General features: G+C 41.6%; 12 protein-coding genes, 2 tRNA genes and 2 rRNA genes. 6 read left to right on the top strand and 10 right to left on the bottom strand.

Annotation, left to right across the window (positions count from 1 at the left end; genetic code table 11):
• Nucleotides 1–32 precede the first annotated feature (32 nt).
• Nucleotides 33–2,798, bottom strand: coding sequence for a DNA polymerase I (gene polA, locus ABLB98_RS11460; protein ID WP_348883063.1), 2,766 nt, complete (start codon nucleotides 2,796–2,798; stop codon nucleotides 33–35).
• 189 nt (nucleotides 2,799–2,987) lie between these two features.
• On the opposite strand from polA, the gene ABLB98_RS11455 reads away from it, so the two are divergent.
• Nucleotides 2,988–5,867 carry a DUF2339 domain-containing protein gene (locus ABLB98_RS11455; RefSeq protein WP_348883062.1) on the top strand — a complete coding sequence of 960 codons (2,880 nt, stop codon included), beginning with the start codon at nucleotides 2,988–2,990 and terminating at the stop codon, nucleotides 5,865–5,867.
• Here ABLB98_RS11455 and ABLB98_RS11450 read toward each other — a convergent pair whose 3' ends face one another.
• Together ABLB98_RS11450 and ABLB98_RS11445 are read right to left on the bottom strand one after the other, a co-directional pair.
• Nucleotides 5,868–6,785: a mechanosensitive ion channel family protein gene (locus ABLB98_RS11450; protein ID WP_348883061.1), complete on the bottom strand. Its 918-nt coding sequence runs from the start codon at nucleotides 6,783–6,785 to the stop codon at nucleotides 5,868–5,870. It lies immediately after the preceding gene.
• A 9-nt stretch (nucleotides 6,786–6,794) separates the two neighbouring features.
• Nucleotides 6,795–7,616, bottom strand: a complete 822-nt coding sequence (locus tag ABLB98_RS11445; protein ID WP_087547673.1) for a hypothetical protein — start codon at nucleotides 7,614–7,616, stop codon at nucleotides 6,795–6,797.
• Nucleotides 7,617–7,709: 93 nt separating this feature from the next.
• Between ABLB98_RS11445 and gspE the strand changes: the two genes are divergently transcribed.
• Nucleotides 7,710–9,200, top strand: a complete 1,491-nt coding sequence (gspE, locus tag ABLB98_RS11440; RefSeq protein WP_348883060.1) for a type II secretion system ATPase GspE — start codon at nucleotides 7,710–7,712, stop codon at nucleotides 9,198–9,200.
• Between the two features lie 65 nt (nucleotides 9,201–9,265).
• On the opposite strand, the gene ABLB98_RS11435 is transcribed toward gspE, so the two are convergent.
• The 7 genes from ABLB98_RS11435 to ABLB98_RS11405 form a co-directional block, all read right to left on the bottom strand.
• A complete protein-coding gene (locus ABLB98_RS11435; RefSeq protein ID WP_348883059.1) occupies nucleotides 9,266–9,700 on the bottom strand; it encodes an organic hydroperoxide resistance protein in 435 nt (144 codons plus the stop codon).
• Between the two features lie 88 nt (nucleotides 9,701–9,788).
• Complete coding sequence (locus tag ABLB98_RS11430) at nucleotides 9,789–10,226, bottom strand: MarR family transcriptional regulator (RefSeq protein ID WP_348883058.1); 438 nt, start codon at nucleotides 10,224–10,226, stop codon at nucleotides 9,789–9,791.
• 80 nt (nucleotides 10,227–10,306) lie between these two features.
• On the bottom strand, nucleotides 10,307–10,660 hold the full coding sequence (locus ABLB98_RS11425; protein WP_005164441.1) for a DUF4951 domain-containing protein: 354 nt from the start codon (nucleotides 10,658–10,660) through the stop codon (nucleotides 10,307–10,309).
• Between the two features lie 202 nt (nucleotides 10,661–10,862).
• Nucleotides 10,863–11,687, bottom strand: coding sequence for a carbon-nitrogen hydrolase family protein (locus tag ABLB98_RS11420; RefSeq protein ID WP_249571636.1), 825 nt, complete (start codon nucleotides 11,685–11,687; stop codon nucleotides 10,863–10,865).
• Nucleotides 11,688–11,715: 28 nt separating this feature from the next.
• The gene (gigB, locus tag ABLB98_RS11415) at nucleotides 11,716–12,237 is read right to left on the bottom strand and encodes an anti-anti-sigma factor GigB (protein ID WP_004664261.1); all 522 of its coding nucleotides are present in this window, start codon (nucleotides 12,235–12,237) and stop codon (nucleotides 11,716–11,718) included.
• 102 nt (nucleotides 12,238–12,339) lie between these two features.
• The gene (gene gigA / locus ABLB98_RS11410) at nucleotides 12,340–13,308 is read right to left on the bottom strand and encodes an RsbU family protein phosphatase GigA (RefSeq protein WP_348883100.1); all 969 of its coding nucleotides are present in this window, start codon (nucleotides 13,306–13,308) and stop codon (nucleotides 12,340–12,342) included.
• A gap of 131 nt (nucleotides 13,309–13,439) precedes the next feature.
• A complete protein-coding gene (locus ABLB98_RS11405) occupies nucleotides 13,440–14,324 on the bottom strand; it encodes a VacJ family lipoprotein (RefSeq protein ID WP_348883057.1) in 885 nt (294 codons plus the stop codon).
• Nucleotides 14,325–14,889: 565 nt separating this feature from the next.
• On the opposite strand from ABLB98_RS11405, the gene ABLB98_RS11400 reads away from it, so the two are divergent.
• The 4 genes from ABLB98_RS11400 to ABLB98_RS11385 all read left to right on the top strand — a co-directional run bounded on the left by ABLB98_RS11400 (nucleotide 14,890) and on the right by ABLB98_RS11385 (nucleotide 19,994).
• Nucleotides 14,890–16,426: ribosomal RNA gene (locus ABLB98_RS11400) — 16S ribosomal RNA — on the top strand.
• Nucleotides 16,427–16,485: 59 nt separating this feature from the next.
• Nucleotides 16,486–16,562: transfer RNA gene (locus ABLB98_RS11395), tRNA-Ile, on the top strand.
• Between the two features lie 51 nt (nucleotides 16,563–16,613).
• Nucleotides 16,614–16,689, top strand: a tRNA-Ala gene (locus ABLB98_RS11390).
• Nucleotides 16,690–17,102: 413 nt separating this feature from the next.
• Nucleotides 17,103–19,994, top strand: a 23S ribosomal RNA gene (locus ABLB98_RS11385).
• Together the 16S and 23S rRNA genes with 2 tRNA genes alongside form the textbook arrangement of a ribosomal RNA operon.
• Nucleotides 19,995–20,094: the final 100 nt, after the last annotated feature.

Genomic DNA, 20,094 nt, shown 5'->3' with positions numbered 1-20,094 from the left:
GTTGATACAGTCCCTTTTTTATTTACATTATTTTAGTGAGCAGCATCCCAGTTAAGACCTTGCCCAACTTCAACCACAAATGGCACTGAAATTTCTAATACAGACTGCATCACTTCAGCAATTTGTTTTGAAAGTTCATCTGCAATAGCGACATCTGCTTCAAATACCAATTCATCGTGGACTTGTAATAACAGCTTAGCCTGATCTTTTGGTAGGACTTTATCAACTGCAATCATGGCAAGTTTAATGATATCAGCAGCACTTCCTTGCAATGGTGCATTGATTGCTGCGCGTTCGGCTGCCTGTTTAATCATTTTATTGGTTGCCATAATGTCGGGTGTATACAGACGACGACCTAAAATGGTTTCAACAAAGCCTTGTTCACGTGCAATCTGACGGGTACGTTCCATATAGTCGAGTACGCCCGGATAGCGTTGGAAATAGCGTGCAATATAGCTACGAGATTCTTCGCGTGTAAAGCCCAGTTGACGAGTAAGACCAAACTCAGACATTCCATAGAGTAGACCAAAGTTAACGGCTTTAGCTTGTCGACGTTGATCATGAGTGACATCTTCAATCGCAATTCCCAAGACTTCCGATGCAGTACGACGGTGTACATCTTGGCCTTGTTGGAAAGCATGCACTAACGCATCATCTTGCGAAAAATGTGCCATCAAACGCAGTTCAATTTGTGAATAATCGGCTGCGAGTAACACACGACCTTCAGGTGCAATAAAGGCTTTACGAATTTGACGACCAATTGGTGTACGAATAGGAATATTTTGCAAATTTGGATCAGTGGAAGATAAACGCCCAGTTGCCGTGAGTGCTTGGTGATAACTGGTATGTACACGATGCGTTGCATCATGTGATTGCTCGATCAAGCGATCAGTATAGGTGTTTTTAAGTTTTGCTAATCCACGATGTTCTAAAATAACTTCAGCTAAAGGATGTTCGATTTTCTCTAAAATACTTTCACTGGTACTGTATTGACCCGTGGCAGTTTTCTTACCACCTTTAAGTCCAAGCTTATCAAATAGGACTTCACCCACTTGTTTAGGTGATGCGATATTAAAGGCTTCACCTGCTAATTCAGTTGCTTGGTTTTCTAAAGTTTGTATCGTTTCAGAGAACTCGACACTGAGTTGATCCAAAAATTGATGATCCAGTTTAATTCCATCTTCTTCCATACCTGTAAGCACGCGTGCTACAGGCATTTCAATATTATGTAGAATATGAACAAGTTCAGGATGGCTTTGAAGTTTTGCTTTTAATACTTCATAAAGACGATAAGTGACATGTGCATCTTCAGCAGCATAATGTGCTGCTATTTCTAATTCAATCTGATTAAAGGTCTTTTGCTTTACGCCTTTACCTGCGATTTGTTCAAAAGTGGTGGTCAAATGGCTGAGATAAACACGAGCTACATCATCCATCCCATGACGGGTTGCCGCTGCATTGAGTACATACGAGGCAAGCATGGTATCGAAATACCAGCCTTGAATCGTGATACCGTGATTAGCAAAAATATGCGCATCATATTTTAAGTGATGACCAATTTTCTTGATTTGCTCATTTTCTAAAATTGGTTTGATCTGAGCTAATAATGTTTCACGGTTGAGTTGAACAGGTGCACCTTCATAGTCATGTGCAACAGGTATATAGTAAGCATCATGAGCATCGAATGCGATTGAGAAGCCGACTAACTCGGCAACACGATAATCTAGATTTGTAGTTTCAGTATCAATTGCAAAATGATCAGCATGCTGCATACGTTGAAATAAAGCATCCCAAGCATCTTGGGTTAATACCGTGTGATAGGTTGCAGTTCCGAGTTGATCATCTTGACTAGAAAGGTTGGCATGATCCTCAGTGATCACTTGCTCAACTTTCTGTTCGGCTTTGACAATACTTTGAGATGTTTGTTGGTAAGCCGAATTATTTGGATTGTTGGGATGGTCTAAAGATTGTAATTGGTTACGGAATTCTAGTTCTGTATAGAGGTCACGTAATTGATCTACATTTGGATTGCTTAGTTTTAAATCATGCCAATCTAAAGCTAAATCTAGATCACAGACAATACTGGCCAGTTGATGGTCAATCTTAATATTCTCTAAATTGTCTTTAATATTTTGGCTGATTTTGCCTTTCAGTTGATCAACATTGGCAATAATATTATTTAATGAACCATATTCAGTCAGTAGTTTTGCGGCAGTTTTTGCGCCGACACCTGGCACTCCCATAATACCGTCAGAAGCATCTCCCATTAGGGTGAGATAATCAATAATTTGATGTGGATGTACTCCAAATTTTTCTAATACTCCAGCTTCATCTAACACGCGTTCTTTAAAACTATCTTCGAGTTTAACGTGTTCATTAACCAATTGTGCCATGTCTTTGTCACCTGTTGAGATCAAGACATGGTGACCTTCAGCCAATGCACGTTTAGTGAGTGTGCCAATGATATCATCGGCTTCCGCACCCGGAAGACTATACAGAGGAATTCCTTGAGCTTTGATCAATGCATGTAGATAGGGAATTTGTTGAGATAATTCCTCAGGCATGCTTGGGCGATCACCTTTATAAATGGGTGATAATTTATGGCGAAAAGTTGGTTCTGGTGTATCAAAAATCACAGCCATATGAGTAGGCTGAGTACGACGCATTAACTTTTGAATTGCTGAAATTGCGCCACGGATTGCATTGGTGTGTAAACCTGTAGAGGTTGTTAATGGCGGTAAAGCGTGAAAAGCACGAAATAAAAAATAAGACCCGTCAACCAAGACAAAAGGTGGCATTATGCAAATCCTTATTATGAACTAAATGCCATTTTACGTGAAAAAGTAGTAGCTGTCCTTGTTGTCTTGTAGAGCAGTGGCAAACTGTGTCGCATTAAATAATTGCAGTATTTTGTATGTAAAAATGGCTGCTTATCAAGTGATCAAGTAAGATAACTTAAATGAAGCTGTCATAATTGATCTAAGTCTATGTATAAAAAAAATAAACAGGGAATTATTATCGTTTTAGTTGCTTTGACTGTGCTGCTTGCTTGCGCAATTGCATTTCAATGGCATGGAGCGATTGTTGCTGCAACAATTGGATTAACTGTTGTTATTGTGCACGTTATTTCAGAAATTCATCAGCGCTTACGCCAGCTAGAGCAGGCCGCGCCAAGTTTTTTTGCACAATCAGTGAATATAAATGGGCAAAAAATTATTATTTATGCTGCGGCACTCGTGGCACTTTTTGCTTACGCCAATACGTGGATGTGGTTAGCTGGCGGTGCATTATTGGTATTCATGCTATGTTTAATCCAAACGATCAGTGCATTTCAAACTCGATTGATTCATTTAGAACAATATGCAAATGTAGAGACTGACATAGAGGCTTTAGCTCAGCAAAAGATCAACGCCCAAAATATTGAACGGTATCTTGATGAAGCCAAGAAGACAGAAACTCAGACACCAGTTTTTGAACAACATCCTGCGTGGATGAAAGTTGATTATCAGACGATACAAAATCAAAATAGTCAGTCACCTGTTGATTTTGAGCATCAAGCAACAACTCAAACAGTATCATGGTGGCAACCTGCACTTGATTGGATGATGCATGGCAATCCCATTTTACGCGTTGCAGTTGCAATATTAATGGTTGGCGTGGTGTTACTGTTACGCTTTGCTAGCGAGCATTGGCAATTAAGCTTGGGGGTAAAACTGAGTTTTATTGCTATTGCTGGTGTTATCACGACTATTGCAGGTTATTTACTACAAAAGAAAAACCAATTATTTGCTGTAGCTTTACAAGGCGTGGGTTTAGCAGTCGTTTTTTTGACCTTGATTTTCTCGCATCATTTCGCCGTGATTGCTAGCTTAAGCACAGCGAGTATTTTATTTGTAATTCTATTATTAGCGACGGTCTATCTCAGTTTAAAACAGCAAGCCTTGTATTTAGCGATGTTAGCTTTGAGCATGGCATATCTTGCACCACTGGTGATTCCACAAAATCATCCTGACGTGATTTTCTTATTTGGCTATTACTTTGTAATTAATTTAGCTGTTGCGGCGGTTAATTTTATTCAGCCGTGGAAAATTTTGCATCAAATCGCATTTTTTGCCACCATGTTTATTGGTGGCGTAACGATTGGGATATATGCAAAAACATATCAGTTTGACACCTTGGATATGATCTTATGGCTGCATATTGCTTTATTTATTTGGTTAAGCATTCGCTATAGCCAACTAATGTTACGGACACAAACTCAAGATACAAGAAGCATCGATCAGACAGTTCCTCAAAGTCGTCAACGTCTACAGCCTATCTTAGATGTTGGGCTTATTTTTAGTGTTCCTGTATTTGGTTTTTCTTTGCATGCATATTTAATGCATAACTCGACTCAAGCATTAACTTGGGGAGCTGTTGCATTAGCTATTGTGTATATCGCATTAAATCTATGGATTAAACGTCGGCATCCACAATTATCTATCTTGGCAAAAAGTTTCTTTATTCTTGCAGTGGTTTTTACGGCATTAATTTTTCCATTGGCTAAAGGGGCACATTGGACTTCAACGGGTTGGGTGATTCAAGGAACAGCATTAATTGTCTGGGGGGTAACTGAACGTTATCGTTTAAGTCGTTATGTGGGTGTTGTATTGGTGCTGTTAAGTTCAGTAGCACTCATTTTCCAAGTTTGGTCAAATGACCACTTTCCGATACTCAGTACAGTCATCTATGCAATCGCTCAGTTTATTTCAGCTTACTATTTATTAAATTATCAACAAGTTGAAAAATACTTTAGTGCTCGAATGCTCAGTGGAATTTTTTTAGCATTGGGGATGTATGCAGGAGCGATTGCAGGCGTTGAATTGATGCAGTGGCAACAACATGGACTGAGCCCATATTTAGCAATAGCAGTTTTATTATTGGCTTCGTTCAGTCTAGTCATTCGCTTTACATCAAGATTACAGTGGGACAATGTACAGCTGATCTTATTGGGGAGTTTATTATTTCTGCTTTATGGTGAAAGTTTTGCAGAGAATGTTTATGTTCTGTTGCATTGGTCGAGTAAGTTAAATCAACTCAGCTTTGCGGTTGCTTCCGTTGTGTTGGCTCTAATGCTAATCACTTTGAAGAGTAATACTTCAAAGGAAAGTCTTATTATAGGGTCAAGCTTATTGTGGTTAAGTTTGGCGAGCATTGGTTTGTCGATTTTCCCAATGATGCCATTGATCGGATTAGCGATTATTCCAGTGTTATATGGAATATTTTTAATAGTCACTAAAAATACCCAACTTCTACAACAAATACCTGTGCTTAGTTTAAGCCTAGTTTGGTTAATCCTGATTAGTTTAGATATACATTCTGCTGAACAATATTATTTCTTACCTTTATTAAATCTTACTGATCTTTTCTCTTTATTGATCTTTATCGGACTGATCTGGATAGTGTATCGATACAAGCTGAGTGATGAGCATTCAATAGAATGGGGCTTTAAAGTCATCACTATTTTAGTCAGTTTATTGGTGTTGAGCAGCGTGGTGGTTCGTGCGATGCATCATTATCTGGGTACACCATTGTGGGGGTTAGACATTTGGTCAAATGGTGATGTACAACTCAGTCTGACTTTATTATGGGTGATTCTGGCATTTATCCTGATGACTTTTTCCAGTCGCCGTCATATTCGCCAAATCTGGTTTGTGGGTGCTGCGTTGTTGGGTATTGTGGTAGCTAAATTATTACTGCTGGACTTATCGCAAAGCGGTACATTGACACGCGTGATCTCATTTATTGGTTCGGGTGCGGTCATGCTGGTGATTGCCTATCTTGCACCGCTACCACCTGCGCTTGAGGAAAATCAGAAAGAGGGTTAATCATCTCTCTTTCTTTGCTGTTTTCAGTTCTTTCTGATGTGCATATTGATCAACCTCATCATCTTCTAATGGTAAAGGGCGATCAATTAAACCCATTTTAGGTACAGGAATCTCAATTTGATTTTCTAAGAAACCATTGCGTACACGTTCTTGCATTTCATCGCGAACTTTCAATGCATTTTCCTGTCTACACCATACCGCAAAGAGAAGTTCAATCGATGACTCCCTAAATGCTGTTACAGTAACGGTTGCTTTCGGATCATCCATGACCAAAGGATATTTAGCGGCAACATCTAAAAGTACTTGTCGTACTTTGATAATGTCTTCATGGAAATTAATCGCCAGCGTGATGGGAATGCGCCGTATTGGGTATTTGGACAGGTTCATCACAGGGGTTCGGATCAGTTGCTCATTGGGTAGGCGGATATAGACATTATCCAGCGTGAGCAGTTTCACCGACAACAGGTCAATTGAAATGACCTGTCCCTCAATGGTCTGTCCCCGAATCAGGGTAATCTGAATCGTATCGCCCACCTCAAAGGACCCTTCACCAATCAGGAACAAACCACTGATCAAGTTGGTTGCCGATGTCTGTGATGCAAAACCCAAAGCAACGGTCAGAATTCCTGCTGCACCCAAGAACACGCTGAGTTTAAATCCAGCCTCTCTTAAGCTAGTCATAATAAATAACAGGAAAATAAAATAAAAAATCCCTCTACGCCATAGCAAGCGTTGATGGGCATTAAAACGATTTCCAATTGTACGAATAAAGGCATTCGATACCAGTCTTGCGATTACAAAACCAATAAACGCTAAAATAATCGCAACAACGATTTCGCTTAAACGTTCGAAGTTAATATTGGTGAAAATACTGGCGAGACTGCTAGCAACATCCTTTGGAATATTCGAATCAGGCATAGCAACCTCTTAAAAGAATGAATCAAACATATTGAATAATGTACTTCCAGGCGCACGAGGAGGATGTACATAAATCACTTCACCCGCTTGAGTTGGGGTTCTATTCTCAATCCGAATACGTGCTGGATGATCCATACCTTCATAATAGACTTTGATTTGTGAAGTCCATAAACGACCTGTACTTTCACTATAGAAAAGGGGAAGAGCAGGAACAGGAACATTCATACGATCAAAACGTAATTGATGTTGGCTAGTATTGTGAAATTCAATAGGAGTGACTGCGCGAAAAGCGCGCGGTTTTAACAGATTTAAATCAGTACGACCATCTACAGAAGTGGCATAGCAAATTTCACCATTTTGAGGATCTTTACCGAACCATGTGTCTTTCGGTTGGATCACAGGAATATCAAATAGAGCTTCAGTGAGTCCATCCACTAAACCTGCAATCCATAGTGGGGTACTAATATATAAAGTTCCACGTTGTCCCGCAGGAATATAAATCGGATCAACGGGTTTAATCACTACAGAGCGATCTGCTAAACGCGGCATTAAATGGAATGTACTCTGTGTGTTATGAAACATGTAGCGTTCGATTTTTGCAGGTTGGGGCATTGCAAAAATCGTGTCATTTAGAACTTGCCATTGCTGTTCGTAATCATGTTGAGATTGAGGACGATGATATTCCAATCGCCATTCTTTAATGCCACGTGTTAGACGAAATAATAATGAACCAAATTGCCAAGCTTTGGCTTGTTGAATTTCAAATTGTTGTTCGCCCCACCATTTCAATTCGTTGGCATGTGGAGCTTGATATTGATTATTTTGAGACAAGATGCAAAATTCCTGTGTGAGTATGCTAAACAGACTTCACGCTGTAACCTGCTTAGAGTACACTCAAGCATCTTTTTTATCATTATTTGTATAATGCAAATACTTAAACAAATACAAATTCCTTATAGTTTTGCCAAAAGACATGGCGTTTTATTACGTTATGAAGGTGATCAAATTTTTATTGTGCGACGGAAGGACACCGCGCGTATTGCTTTGCAGGAAGCACGTCGAATTTTGGGGAAATCGGCTCACGATCAATTATGTACTGATCAAGAGTTCCATGCCTTACTCAGTTCTAGCTATGCAGGGGATACAGGTGAGTCACAACAAGTGGCTGCGGGTCTAGAAGATCATCCAGATTTATTAAGTTTGGCAGACCAAGTGCCTGAAGCTGAAGACTTGATGGATCAAGAGGATGATGCACCAATTGTTCGCTTAATTAATGCCTTATTGTCTGAAGCGATTCGTGTCAGCGCATCTGATATTCATATTGAAGCCTTTGAGAAAAAACTTTCGGTACGTTTACGTGTCGATGGTCAACTGCGAGAAATTGTACAGCCACGCCGTGAACTTGCGCCATTATTGGTATCACGTATTAAAGTCATGGCGAAACTGGATATTGCTGAAAAGCGTGTTCCACAAGATGGTCGTATTTCATTACGTTTAGCAGGACGTGAAGTGGATGTGCGTGTATCGACTTTACCTTCTTCGCATGGTGAACGAGTGGTCATGCGTTTACTAGACAAGCAAGCTGGGCGTTTAAATATGACTCATCTTGGTTTAATGAAAAATGACTATGAACGTTTAACGCAATTGGTACATCGACCACATGGCATTATTTTAGTTACAGGTCCTACAGGTTCGGGTAAAACCACAACTTTATATGCTGCATTGTCTGATCTTAATGACAATACACGTAATATTTTGACTGCCGAAGATCCGATTGAATATCAATTGGAAGGGATTGGTCAAACCCAGGTCAATACTAAAGTAGATATGACCTTTGCCCGTGCCTTGAAAGCGATGTTACGTCAGGACCCTGACGTGGTGATGGTCGGTGAGATCCGTGACTTGGAAACTGCGGAAATTGCAGTTCAGGCTTCGTTGACTGGTCACTTGGTCTTATCGACTCTGCATACCAATACTGCGATTGGTGCGGTAACACGTTTAAAAGATATGGGCATTGAACCGTTCTTGCTGGCGAGCTCCCTGATTGGTGTGATTGCACAGCGTTTAGTTCGAACCCTATGTCCGCATTGCGTAACCTGGCGTAAGGCCGATGATTTTGAACGACAGATTTTTCAGCATTTAAATGTGGATCAACACATGGAATTGCCAGAGCCGCATGGTTGTGAGCAATGCTCTCATGTCGGCTTTAGTGGCCGAACTGCAATTTATGAAATTGTTCCTGTGGATGAACCATTGCGCCGTCTGATTCATGGTAATGCTGCTGAATATGAACTGGAAAACCATGCACGCCGTTACGCAGGCTCAATTCGTGATGATGGTTTATTGAAAGTGTTAGCTGGAAAAACCACATTAGAAGAAGTATTGCGTGTGACGAATGAAGCTGTGGAAGTGTAAAGATGATATAAGTAAAAAAACAGCATGGATCACCATGCTGTTTTTCTTTGTAAAATCTGAAATCATTATTCAGTGGTTACGATATTAAAATTCACATCAATATTGCCACGAGTTGCATTTGAATATGGACAAACAATGTGTGCAGCAGCAACCAATTGTTCAGCTTCAGCTTGTTCCATACCAATCAGATAGACATTTAAAGTGACTTCGATACCAAAGCCATTTGGAATTGGACCAATTCCCACTTCACCTTCAACATAAGCATCTTTCGTAATTTTGAATTTATCTCGATTTGCAACAAATTTCATTGCACCTAAGAAACATGCTGAATAACCCGCCGCAAAAAGCTGTTCAGGATTGGTCACATCACCACCAGCACCGCCCATTTCTTTTGGTACACCTAACTGAACATCTAAGACACCGTCTGATGAAGTTGCACGACCATCACGACCACCTGTAGCTTTTGCTTTTGCACGATAAACGACTTGTTCTAAAGACATGATTTTTATTCCTGAATAAATATTGTGTACAATTAAATCGTACACGATATATCTAGGAATGCAAGTTATCAATTTGTAAACTTAGGTTCTATTGCGTGAGATGGTGACGTAATGTCACAAGCTGATCTTTAAGCTCTGTAAGTGATGTGGTTGAACAGGCCGCTGCTTCTGAAATTTTGGATGGAATATCGACTGCTTGTAATTTTAAAGTATGACCTTGTGGCGTAAGAGAAATAATAACCTGTCTTTCATCTTCGACTGAGCGTCTACGTGAAATTAGTTGTGAGGCTTCAAGCTTTTTTAATAATGGAGTGAGTGTGGAAGATTCTAAGAATAATCTTTCTCCGATCTCAGATACACTGAGTTGATCCCTTTCCCAAAGGACTAACATTACCAGATATTGAGGGTAAGTTAATCCGAGAGGAGAGAGCAATTGACGGTAGAATTGATTTAAGGCAAGGTTGGTTGAGTAAATCAGAAAACAAAGCTGATTATCTAATAGTAATTGCTTATGTTTATCACCCATGTGCTTCTCAAACAGTATATTCATGTGATCAGTATATCGTGATCTGCTTATGATTAGTTACGCAGATTTCATATCAATCATTACCAAAGCTCAGTGATTTTTTTCATCAAACGCGCCCTATAACGTGCTGTTGGATTATTAGGGTTATTAAGCGCTTCTTGTTCATAATATTGTTGCCAAGCAACAATCATGTCTAAAGTTGCACCTTTTTGTTTGATAATAAGCACGTCCTCTCGCTGGATATTATCTAATCTTTGTCTCGCACCTTCAGAACCCGTTCCCCAACCAATCACCCATTGCCCAAAAGAATTTAATGATAAATTTTGCGGTGTAGATAAGACACTTTGTGGACTGGCATTGGTTTCAACGATTGCTGCATGAAGTTGTGCAATTGCCCCTATAAAAAATAAAAAAATGAAAATTACTTTAAACATAAATCAAACTTAATACGAATGAATTGAGGGTATTACATCATGTATAGAATACGACCATTTGATCTTGTTCTACCATGATAAATAAAGCCTATTAAATCATGATCCTACAAAACATACATTTATGAAAATTGACTATAACAGTCAAAGTGATGCCATATGAGGATAAATTGAACAAAAGTATGCTTAGATAAAACGATTGTTTTTAATAATTGATAAGTTTGCGATGCTGCATTAATGGCATTGCTAGTCGAATATCATTTTGTTCAGCTAGGTCAAATGAAGATGTAATTAAACCATGTCCTTCAACCGTAATCATTTCTAATAGTTGCCCTCGGCTATTTGTAATCCCTGCATGACCCCAAGTTTGACGCTGTTCACCATGCCAGCCTTGCTGGGCTGCACCAAGCACATAACATTGGCTATCCATTGCACGTGCTTGTAATAGTAATTGCCAATGAAGTTGCCCTGTAGTGTAAGTAAATGCAGCAGGCGCGGTTAGAATGTTTGCACCTTGTTGGCGTAGAATCAAAGCAAGTTCTGGAAAGCGTAAGTCGTAACATACCATCAGTCCGATATTGCCAAAAGGTGTTTTGGCAACTACAACTTCATCACCAGGTTCAAAGAATCTTGATTCCTGATAACCACCGACAGCATCACTGACCTGAACGTCAAATAAATGGATTTTGTCATAACGCGCTTCAGTTCTTTCAGGGCTAATGCATAAACTGACGGTTCTAACTCGACCATCATCAATGATTGAACCATCAGGACGAAACGGGCAAGGGAGGGTACCTGCGATAATCCAGATTTGATAACGATGAGCCAATTGTTCCAATCGTTGTTGGATGCTCTCGAATTGTGCTGCTGTCTCGCGTTGTTTCCCTGCTGCAAAACAAACAAAATTTTCTGGGAAAACAATAAGCTCAGCAGCTTGAGCCTTACTTTGTTGGATCAATGATTCAATGACGATGAAATTTGCTTCAATGTCATTTTGAGAGTTCATTTGTGCAACAGAAAGTAAGGTCATACAAGCATCACAATTTAGTTTTCAGCAATTATGCATTTTGTTTTTGTGAATCAAGAGATAAACACTCTTGTTCTTTTTGCAATTGCTTTACAAGTGGCTCAAACATATTTTGGTTGTTTTCATTTAAACGCATTAGTGTTTTATGTGCATCTAACACAGTGTTGAGCATTGCACTATGTGTAACGTGCTCTTCAGTTAATTCTAAAGTGCATACGTTTGGATCGCCGCAATAATTTAAAATCACAAATACCTGACCTAGCCCCATACTGTTGGCTAAAGTTGTAATATCTGGATTTGTCGAGAGCATAACAGCTTGAATATGATGAACTTGTTTAAGCTTAAGACCTAGTTTTGCAAGTACACCCAAGACTGTGCTGTCAATAAATGTAGTTTCAGTTAAATCAACAATTGCACCGACAACATTCTGTTGCTGTTCAATTTTGTTGAGTAACTTGTCTAAACTTATACAAGAGTGAGCGCGCACTTCGCCAATAAGCTTGAAAATATGCGTTCCGTTCAAACTTGCATATTCAACATGACCTGTTGACATATAAATGCCATTTTCAGAGAAAGGATATAAAATTATCCCATAGTGATATTCTAGACACAAGTGGTTGGATGCTGTGATCTAATTAAAATATTGATTTTAGAATTAATTCATTCGACATATGCTTAATATTGCAATATCGTCAGCAACATGATCTGGTGCTTTGAAAGCATCATGCTGAAGATGTTCGACCAATTGATTAAATTGATCATTCAAACCGCCATCAAATGGTTCAAGTGCGCCATCAGAACATAATATAAAACGAGCATTACGGCTCAGAGTACAATAATGTTCTTCAACTTCTAGCTCTTCAGTAAGACCTAATGGAAAGCTACTTGTTGTAAGGATTTGTGGTGGTTGGTTGGGCTCAAAGATAATTGGAGGAGGGTAGTGACCAGCGCTAGACCAACATACTTCATGAGTTGCTAAGTTTAATATTCCCGCCACCATAGTAATATGCTTTTCAATATTTTCTTGTACTAACATTGCATTTAGTTTTTGAATCAATTGACTAGGTGTTTTTGATCGGCCATGAAATGCCGCCATCCAAGATGTCAGTAAACTACTTGTTACCCCATGACCTGAAACATCTGCTAAATAAAACAAGACTTCATCATCATTTAATCTCCAGTAATCATACCAATCTCCTGACAGGTAAGCTGAAGGCTGAAAAAATGATTCAAATTGATAGTTTGGTAATTCGATCGGGTTTGGTAATAATCTTTTTTGTAGTTCTGCGGCAGAAGGTAAATCTCTACTATCTTGATTACGTTTATATTGAGCGTCGATTTTAAACAATGAGTGAACAGGATTTTTGGGTAATTCACTCCAGATCCATCCTGCCAACGCACCCATTTCCCATGCTTGAGCTAATGCAGTTCCTTCATGCTCAAAAGCAAGAACAATTGTAGGTAATTTCCATTGGTATTTTAAAAAATCTTGTACATCGGCAATAGCAATTATAGTTTGATCATACAAATCTAAATCATCAATATGAATGATTTGTAAACTCGGTAACTCATTTAGTGCTTGGTCTAAATAAGATATTGAGCGTGTGGGTTGGATAAAATACATAGATAAGTAGCCGACCTTTTGTATTTGTATGATCATTTTTTAATTCATCATAGATGAAATATGATGAAAAACATAGTATTGCTATAACTTTAAATTAATACATAAGTCTATCATTTAAAGTTTCTCAGAGATTACTTGTCATCACCTGATTGATCGTTGTTATCATCTTCGTCACTTACAAATGAAACATCTGCCGAATCTCCATGCTTTTCAGCAATTTGGAAGGCTTTACGTTGTAAGTAAAAATCACGGATCATTGAATATTTATCGCCTTTTAAGCTTTCTTCAATATCCAAAATTTGTGAGCGAGCATCAATTGCTTGTAATAAATTAGTAGACCAATAAATACCTTCTTGATCATCTAATAAATATTTTTGTGGGCGACCAAAACTATCTGTTGCTAAACCAAAACCGTCACGGAATGTGCTTGGACCAAAAAATGGCAGCATCACATAAGGACCTGATGGTACACCGTAGTAACCTAAAGTGACGCCAAAACTTTCCTCTTCAGTGGTTAGGCCTAAACGACGGGCAGGATCAGCAAAACCTAGTGTTGTAAGCGTATTAATCGTGAAACGACCTAATGTCTTGGCAGCGCGAGTTGGTCGTCCTTGGATTAATTGGTTGACTGCATTCCAAGGTTCACTTAGATTTTTCCTAAATTGGCGATAAGGAGTACGGACTTCTTCTGGAACTTTTGCTACATACTGTATTGCAACAGGTTTTAATAAATTACGATCCAAAGCATCATTTAAAGCAAAGATCTGTCTATTTAATGGTTGTAAAGGATCTTTTACAGCATCAGGTTGGGCAGCGTTTGCATTGACCTTTAAATCATTTCTAGTGATATGTTTTAAATCTTTTATGGCCTGAATCGTCGATGTCGATTGTTGATTATTGGTATTTGCCACAGAGCTTGTTTGAATAGATGGCTCGTTTTGAACTTCTTGTGCTAATACAGGTGAGTATGCCCCAGCAGTTAACAGCCCAAGCAAGATGTAATTTGAGTAATGCATATAAGTCCTTCGTCGCCATTAGAGCGAAATACAGTCATTAGAATGATTGCGCTGCATGACGCAAAACATAGATATAAGGTATACAGTTTAGTTGTTCTCTTCTTATTAAAACAAATTCGGTCGAAAAATATAAGAAAAATTGTGATTTTGGTTTAAAAACGTCCACTTAAATAAAAAGATTAGGAAAGGGGGTTGTGTTGGGTGGGGAATGGTGTAGAATGCACATCCATCGGCGGTGATGCAGATAAAAACTTGTTGAGAAACAAGGATTTGGCTAGATTGGTTAGGTTCTTGGGTTGATTGGTGGGTTTTAAGAATATCGAAATTACCTGTTGACTTTAATTTAGATTAGAGTAATATAGCCGACCTAGCTTGATGATGACGAATCATCGAGAAGATCATTAAGAGAATAGAAGAACAACTTGTGTGGATTTTTACTGGTTGATCGATCGAAAATATTTCATTGATTGAATGGTAGAAATTACTCGAAGTTTATTTGAGCGAATTTTTAGTCAGAAAATTGATGAGCCAGATTTAGTACTTTTAGTAAAGTACAAATGATTTTAAACTGAAGAGTTTGATCATGGCTCAGATTGAACGCTGGCGGCAGGCTTAACACATGCAAGTCGAGCGGAGATGAGGTGCTTGCACCTTATCTTAGCGGCGGACGGGTGAGTAATGCTTAGGAATCTGCCATTTAGTGGGGGACAACATTCCGAAAGGAATGCTAATACCGCATACGTCCTACGGGAGAAAGCAGGGGATCTTCGGACCTTGCGCTAAATGATGAGCCTAAGTCGGATTAGCTAGTTGGTGGGGTAAAGGCCTACCAAGGCGACGATCTGTAGCGGGTCTGAGAGGATGATCCGCCACACTGGGACTGAGACACGGCCCAGACTCCTACGGGAGGCAGCAGTGGGGAATATTGGACAATGGGCGGAAGCCTGATCCAGCCATGCCGCGTGTGTGAAGAAGGCCTTTTGGTTGTAAAGCACTTTAAGCGAGGAGGAGGCTACCTAGATTAATACTCTGGGATAGTGGACGTTACTCGCAGAATAAGCACCGGCTAACTCTGTGCCAGCAGCCGCGGTAATACAGAGGGTGCGAGCGTTAATCGGATTTACTGGGCGTAAAGCGTGCGTAGGCGGCTGATTAAGTCGGATGTGAAATCCCTGAGCTTAACTTAGGAATTGCATTCGATACTGGTCAGCTAGAGTATGGGAGAGGATGGTAGAATTCCAGGTGTAGCGGTGAAATGCGTAGAGATCTGGAGGAATACCGATGGCGAAGGCAGCCATCTGGCCTAATACTGACGCTGAGGTACGAAAGCATGGGGAGCAAACAGGATTAGATACCCTGGTAGTCCATGCCGTAAACGATGTCTACTAGCCGTTGGGGCCTTTGAGGCTTTAGTGGCGCAGCTAACGCGATAAGTAGACCGCCTGGGGAGTACGGTCGCAAGACTAAAACTCAAATGAATTGACGGGGGCCCGCACAAGCGGTGGAGCATGTGGTTTAATTCGATGCAACGCGAAGAACCTTACCTGGCCTTGACATACAGAGAACTTTCCAGAGATGGATTGGTGCCTTCGGGAACTCTGATACAGGTGCTGCATGGCTGTCGTCAGCTCGTGTCGTGAGATGTTGGGTTAAGTCCCGCAACGAGCGCAACCCTTTTCCTTACTTGCCAGCATTTCGGATGGGAACTTTAAGGATACTGCCAGTGACAAACTGGAGGAAGGCGGGGACGACGTCAAGTCATCATGGCCCTTACGGCCAGGGCTACACACGTGCTACAATGGTCGGTACAAAGGGTTGCTACCTAGCGATAGGATGCTAATCTCAAAAAGCCGATCGTAGTCCGGATTGGAGTCTGCAACTCGACTCCATGAAGTCGGAATCGCTAGTAATCGCGGATCAGAATGCCGCGGTGAATACGTTCCCGGGCCTTGTACACACCGCCCGTCACACCATGGGAGTTTGTTGCACCAGAAGTAGGTAGTCTAACCGCAAGGAGGACGCTTACCACGGTGTGGCCGATGACTGGGGTGAAGTCGTAACAAGGTAGCCGTAGGGGAACCTGCGGCTGGATCACCTCCTTAACGAAAGATTGACGATCGGTAAGAATCCACAACAAGTTGTTCTTCGAAGATGTATCTGAGGGTCTGTAGCTCAGTTGGTTAGAGCACACGCTTGATAAGCGTGGGGTCACAAGTTCAAGTCTTGTCAGACCCACCAATCTGCAACAAAGCTAGAGATTAAGATATATCGTTCATTAAGTGATAAGCTGGGGACTTAGCTTAGTTGGTAGAGCGCCTGCTTTGCACGCAGGAGGTCAGGAGTTCGACTCTCCTAGTCTCCACCATGAATTAAAAGAGTTTGTAAAAACGAAATTAATTCAAAGCTAAATAGATTATAGAGTTTAATGAATAAAAAGATTAAGTAATTGATCTTGGTTTATTAATCTCTGTGATTTATCACAGTTTACTGCAAGCTGACGAGGCTGTAGTTAATCATTAACAGATTAGAAAATTGAGTCTGAAATAAATTGTTCACTCAAGAATTTAAGTTGATCGAAGTAATTTGATTGATTTAAACATATTGAGAACTAGCAAAAACACTGAATCAAGCGTTTTGGTATATGAATTTAGATTGAAGCTGTACGGTGATTAAGTTCACGAAGCAACAAACTGGATGAGAGCGATGTAAGTTGAAAAACGAGCATAGCAATCTGTCCTAACCTTACTTGTAAGGGTTAGCGACTGTTTGGGGTTGTATAGTCAAGTAATTAAGTGCATGTGGTGGATGCCTTGGCAGTCAGAGGCGATGAAAGACGTAATAGCCTGCGATAAGCTCCGGGGAGGCGGCAAATATCCTTTGATCCGGAGATTTCTGAATGGGGGAACCCACCCGCTATAAGGCGGGTATCATAAGCTGAATACATAGGCTTATGAAGCGAACGAGGGGAAGTGAAACATCTCAGTACCCTTAGGAAAAGAAATCAATTGAGATTCCCTTAGTAGCGGCGAGCGAACGGGGATCAGCCCATTAAGTTGTGTGTGTTCTAGTGGAACGCTCTGGGAAGTGCGAACGTAGAGGGTGATATTCCCGTACACGAAAGGGCACACACAATGATGACGAGTAGGGCGAGGCACGTGAAACCTTGTCTGAATATGGGGGGACCATCCTCCAAGGCTAAATACTCCTGACTGACCGATAGTGAACCAGTACCGTGAGGGAAAGGCGAAAAGAACCCCTGTGAGGGGAGTGAAATAGATCCTGAAACCGCATGCATACAAGCAGTGGGAGCCGACTTGTTCGGTGACTGCGTACCTTTTGTATAATGGGTCAGCGACTTATATTCAGTAGCGAGGTTAACCGTATAGGGGAGCCGTAGAGAAATCGAGTCTTAATAGGGCGTATAGTTGCTGGGTATAGACCCGAAACCAGGCGATCTATCCATGAGCAGGTTGAAGGTTGGGTAACACTAACTGGAGGACCGAACCCACTGTCGTTGAAAAGCCAGGGGATGACTTGTGGATAGGGGTGAAAGGCTAATCAAGCCTGGTGATAGCTGGTTCTCCCCGAAAGCTATTTAGGTAGCGCCTCGGACGAATACCATTGGGGGTAGAGCACTGTTTCGGCTAGGGGGTCATCCCGACTTACCAAACCGATGCAAACTCCGAATACCAATGAGTACTATCCGGGAGACAGACTGCGGGTGCTAACGTCCGTAGTCAAGAGGAAAACAATCCAGACCGCCAGCTAAGGCCCCAAAATCATAGTTAAGTGGGAAACGATGTGGGAAGGCATAGACAGCTAGGAGGTTGGCTTAGAAGCAGCCACCCTTTAAAGAAAGCGTAATAGCTCACTAGTCGAGTCGGCCTGCGCGGAAGATGTAACGGGGCTAAAACTATGTGCCGAAGCTGCGGATGTATACTATGTATACGTGGTAGGGGAGCGTTCTGTAAGCCGATGAAGGTGTGTTGAGAAGCATGCTGGAGGTATCAGAAGTGCGAATGCTGACGTGAGTAACGACAAAACGGGTGAAAAACCCGTTCGCTGAAAGACCAAGGGTTCCAGTCCAACGTTAATCGGGGCTGGGTGAGTCGACCCCTAAGGCGAGGCCGAGAGGCGTAGTCGATGGGAAATTGGTTAATATTCCAATACTTCTGTGTAATGCGATGAGAGGACGGAGAAGGTTAAGTCAGCCTGGCGTTGGTTGTCCAGGTGGAAGGTTGTAGGCATGTATCTTAGGCAAATCCGGGGTACTCTATGCTGAGAGCTGATAGCAAGCTGTACTTGTACAGTGAAGTGGCTGATACCATGCTTCCAGGAAAAGTCTCTAAGCTTCAGTTACACAGGAATCGTACCCGAAACCGACACAGGTGGTCAGGTCGAGTAGACCAAAGCGCTTGAGAGAACTCTGCTGAAGGAACTAGGCAAAATGGTACCGTAACTTCGGGAGAAGGTACGCTGCTGACGGTGATGGGACTTGCTCCCTGAGCGGTTGGCAGCCGCAGAAACCAGGCCGCTGCAACTGTTTATTAAAAACATAGCACTCTGCAAACACGAAAGTGGACGTATAGGGTGTGATGCCTGCCCGGTGCTGGAAGGTTAATTGATGGGGTTAGCGTAAGCGAAGCTCTTGATCGAAGCCCCAGTAAACGGCGGCCGTAACTATAACGGTCCTAAGGTAGCGAAATTCCTTGTCGGGTAAGTTCCGACCTGCACGAATGGCATAATGATGGCGGCGCTGTCTCCAGCAGAGGCTCAGTGAAATCGAAATCGCTGTGAAGATGCAGTGTACCCGCGGCTAGACGGAAAGACCCCGTGAACCTTTACTGCAGCTTGACATTGAACTTTGACCTTACTTGTGTAGGATAGGTGGGAGGCTTTGAAGTTGGAACGCTAGTTCCAATGGAGCCGTCCTTGAAATACCACCCTGGTAATGTTGAGGTTCTAACTCTGCCCCGTAATCCGGGGCGAGGACCATGTCTGGTGGGTAGTTTGACTGGGGCGGTCTCCTCCTAAAGAGTAACGGAGGAGTACGAAGGTGCGCTCAGCGTGGTCGGAAATCACGCGTAGAGTATAAAGGCAAAAGCGCGCTTAACTGCGAGACCCACAAGTCGAGCAGGTACGAAAGTAGGTCTTAGTGATCCGGTGGTTCTGTATGGAAGGGCCATCGCTCAACGGATAAAAGGTACTCTGGGGATAACAGGCTGATACCGCCCAAGAGTTCATATCGACGGCGGTGTTTGGCACCTCGATGTCGGCTCATCTCATCCTGGGGCTGAAGCAGGTCCCAAGGGTATGGCTGTTCGCCATTTAAAGAGGTACGCGAGCTGGGTTTAGAACGTCGTGAGACAGTTCGGTCCCTATCTACCGTGGGCGCTGGAAATTTGAGAGGATCTGCTCCTAGTACGAGAGGACCAGAGTGGACGAACCTCTGGTGTACCGGTTGTGACGCCAGTCGCATCGCCGGGTAGCTATGTTCGGAAGGGATAACCGCTGAAAGCATCTAAGCGGGAAGCCTACCTCAAGATAAGATTTCCCTAGGAATTTATTCCTCTAAAGAGCCGTTCGAGACTAGGACGTTGATAGGTTGGGTGTGGAAGCACGGTGACGTGTGAAGCTGACCAATACTAATTGCTCGTGAGGCTTGACTATACAACACCCAAACAGTTGTTGTATTCAAGATAAATTCAATACACAACTTGATTTAGTGTGAAAACTAGTTAAAATGCTGAACACAAAGTTAGACTCAATA

The organism is Acinetobacter yuyunsongii (genome assembly GCF_041021915.1).
In the GTDB taxonomy this organism is placed as follows: domain Bacteria; phylum Pseudomonadota; class Gammaproteobacteria; order Pseudomonadales; family Moraxellaceae; genus Acinetobacter.
Note: the sequence above shows the minus strand (reverse complement) of the source record. Positions and strands in the feature narration are given on the sequence as shown.

Excerpts from the sequence above, each read along its gene's own strand:
- gigB (WP_004664261.1), bottom strand. The coding sequence starts at position 12,237 with ATGTCAACAGGTCATGTTGAATATGCAAGTTTGAACGGAACGCATATT.
- ABLB98_RS11430 (WP_348883058.1), bottom strand. The coding sequence starts at position 10,226 with ATGGGTGATAAACATAAGCAATTACTATTAGATAATCAGCTTTGTTTT.
- ABLB98_RS11455 (WP_348883062.1), top strand. The coding sequence starts at position 2,988 with ATGTATAAAAAAAATAAACAGGGAATTATTATCGTTTTAGTTGCTTTG.
- gspE (WP_348883060.1), top strand. The coding sequence starts at position 7,710 with ATGCAAATACTTAAACAAATACAAATTCCTTATAGTTTTGCCAAAAGA.
- ABLB98_RS11405 (WP_348883057.1), bottom strand. The coding sequence starts at position 14,324 with ATGCATTACTCAAATTACATCTTGCTTGGGCTGTTAACTGCTGGGGCA.
- ABLB98_RS11420 (WP_249571636.1), bottom strand. The coding sequence starts at position 11,687 with ATGACCTTACTTTCTGTTGCACAAATGAACTCTCAAAATGACATTGAA.
- ABLB98_RS11435 (WP_348883059.1), bottom strand. The coding sequence starts at position 9,700 with ATGTCTTTAGAACAAGTCGTTTATCGTGCAAAAGCAAAAGCTACAGGT.
- polA (WP_348883063.1), bottom strand. The coding sequence starts at position 2,798 with ATGCCACCTTTTGTCTTGGTTGACGGGTCTTATTTTTTATTTCGTGCT.
- gigA (WP_348883100.1), bottom strand. The coding sequence starts at position 13,308 with ATGTATTTTATCCAACCCACACGCTCAATATCTTATTTAGACCAAGCA.
- ABLB98_RS11425 (WP_005164441.1), bottom strand. The coding sequence starts at position 10,660 with ATGTTTAAAGTAATTTTCATTTTTTTATTTTTTATAGGGGCAATTGCA.
- ABLB98_RS11450 (WP_348883061.1), bottom strand. The coding sequence starts at position 6,785 with ATGCCTGATTCGAATATTCCAAAGGATGTTGCTAGCAGTCTCGCCAGT.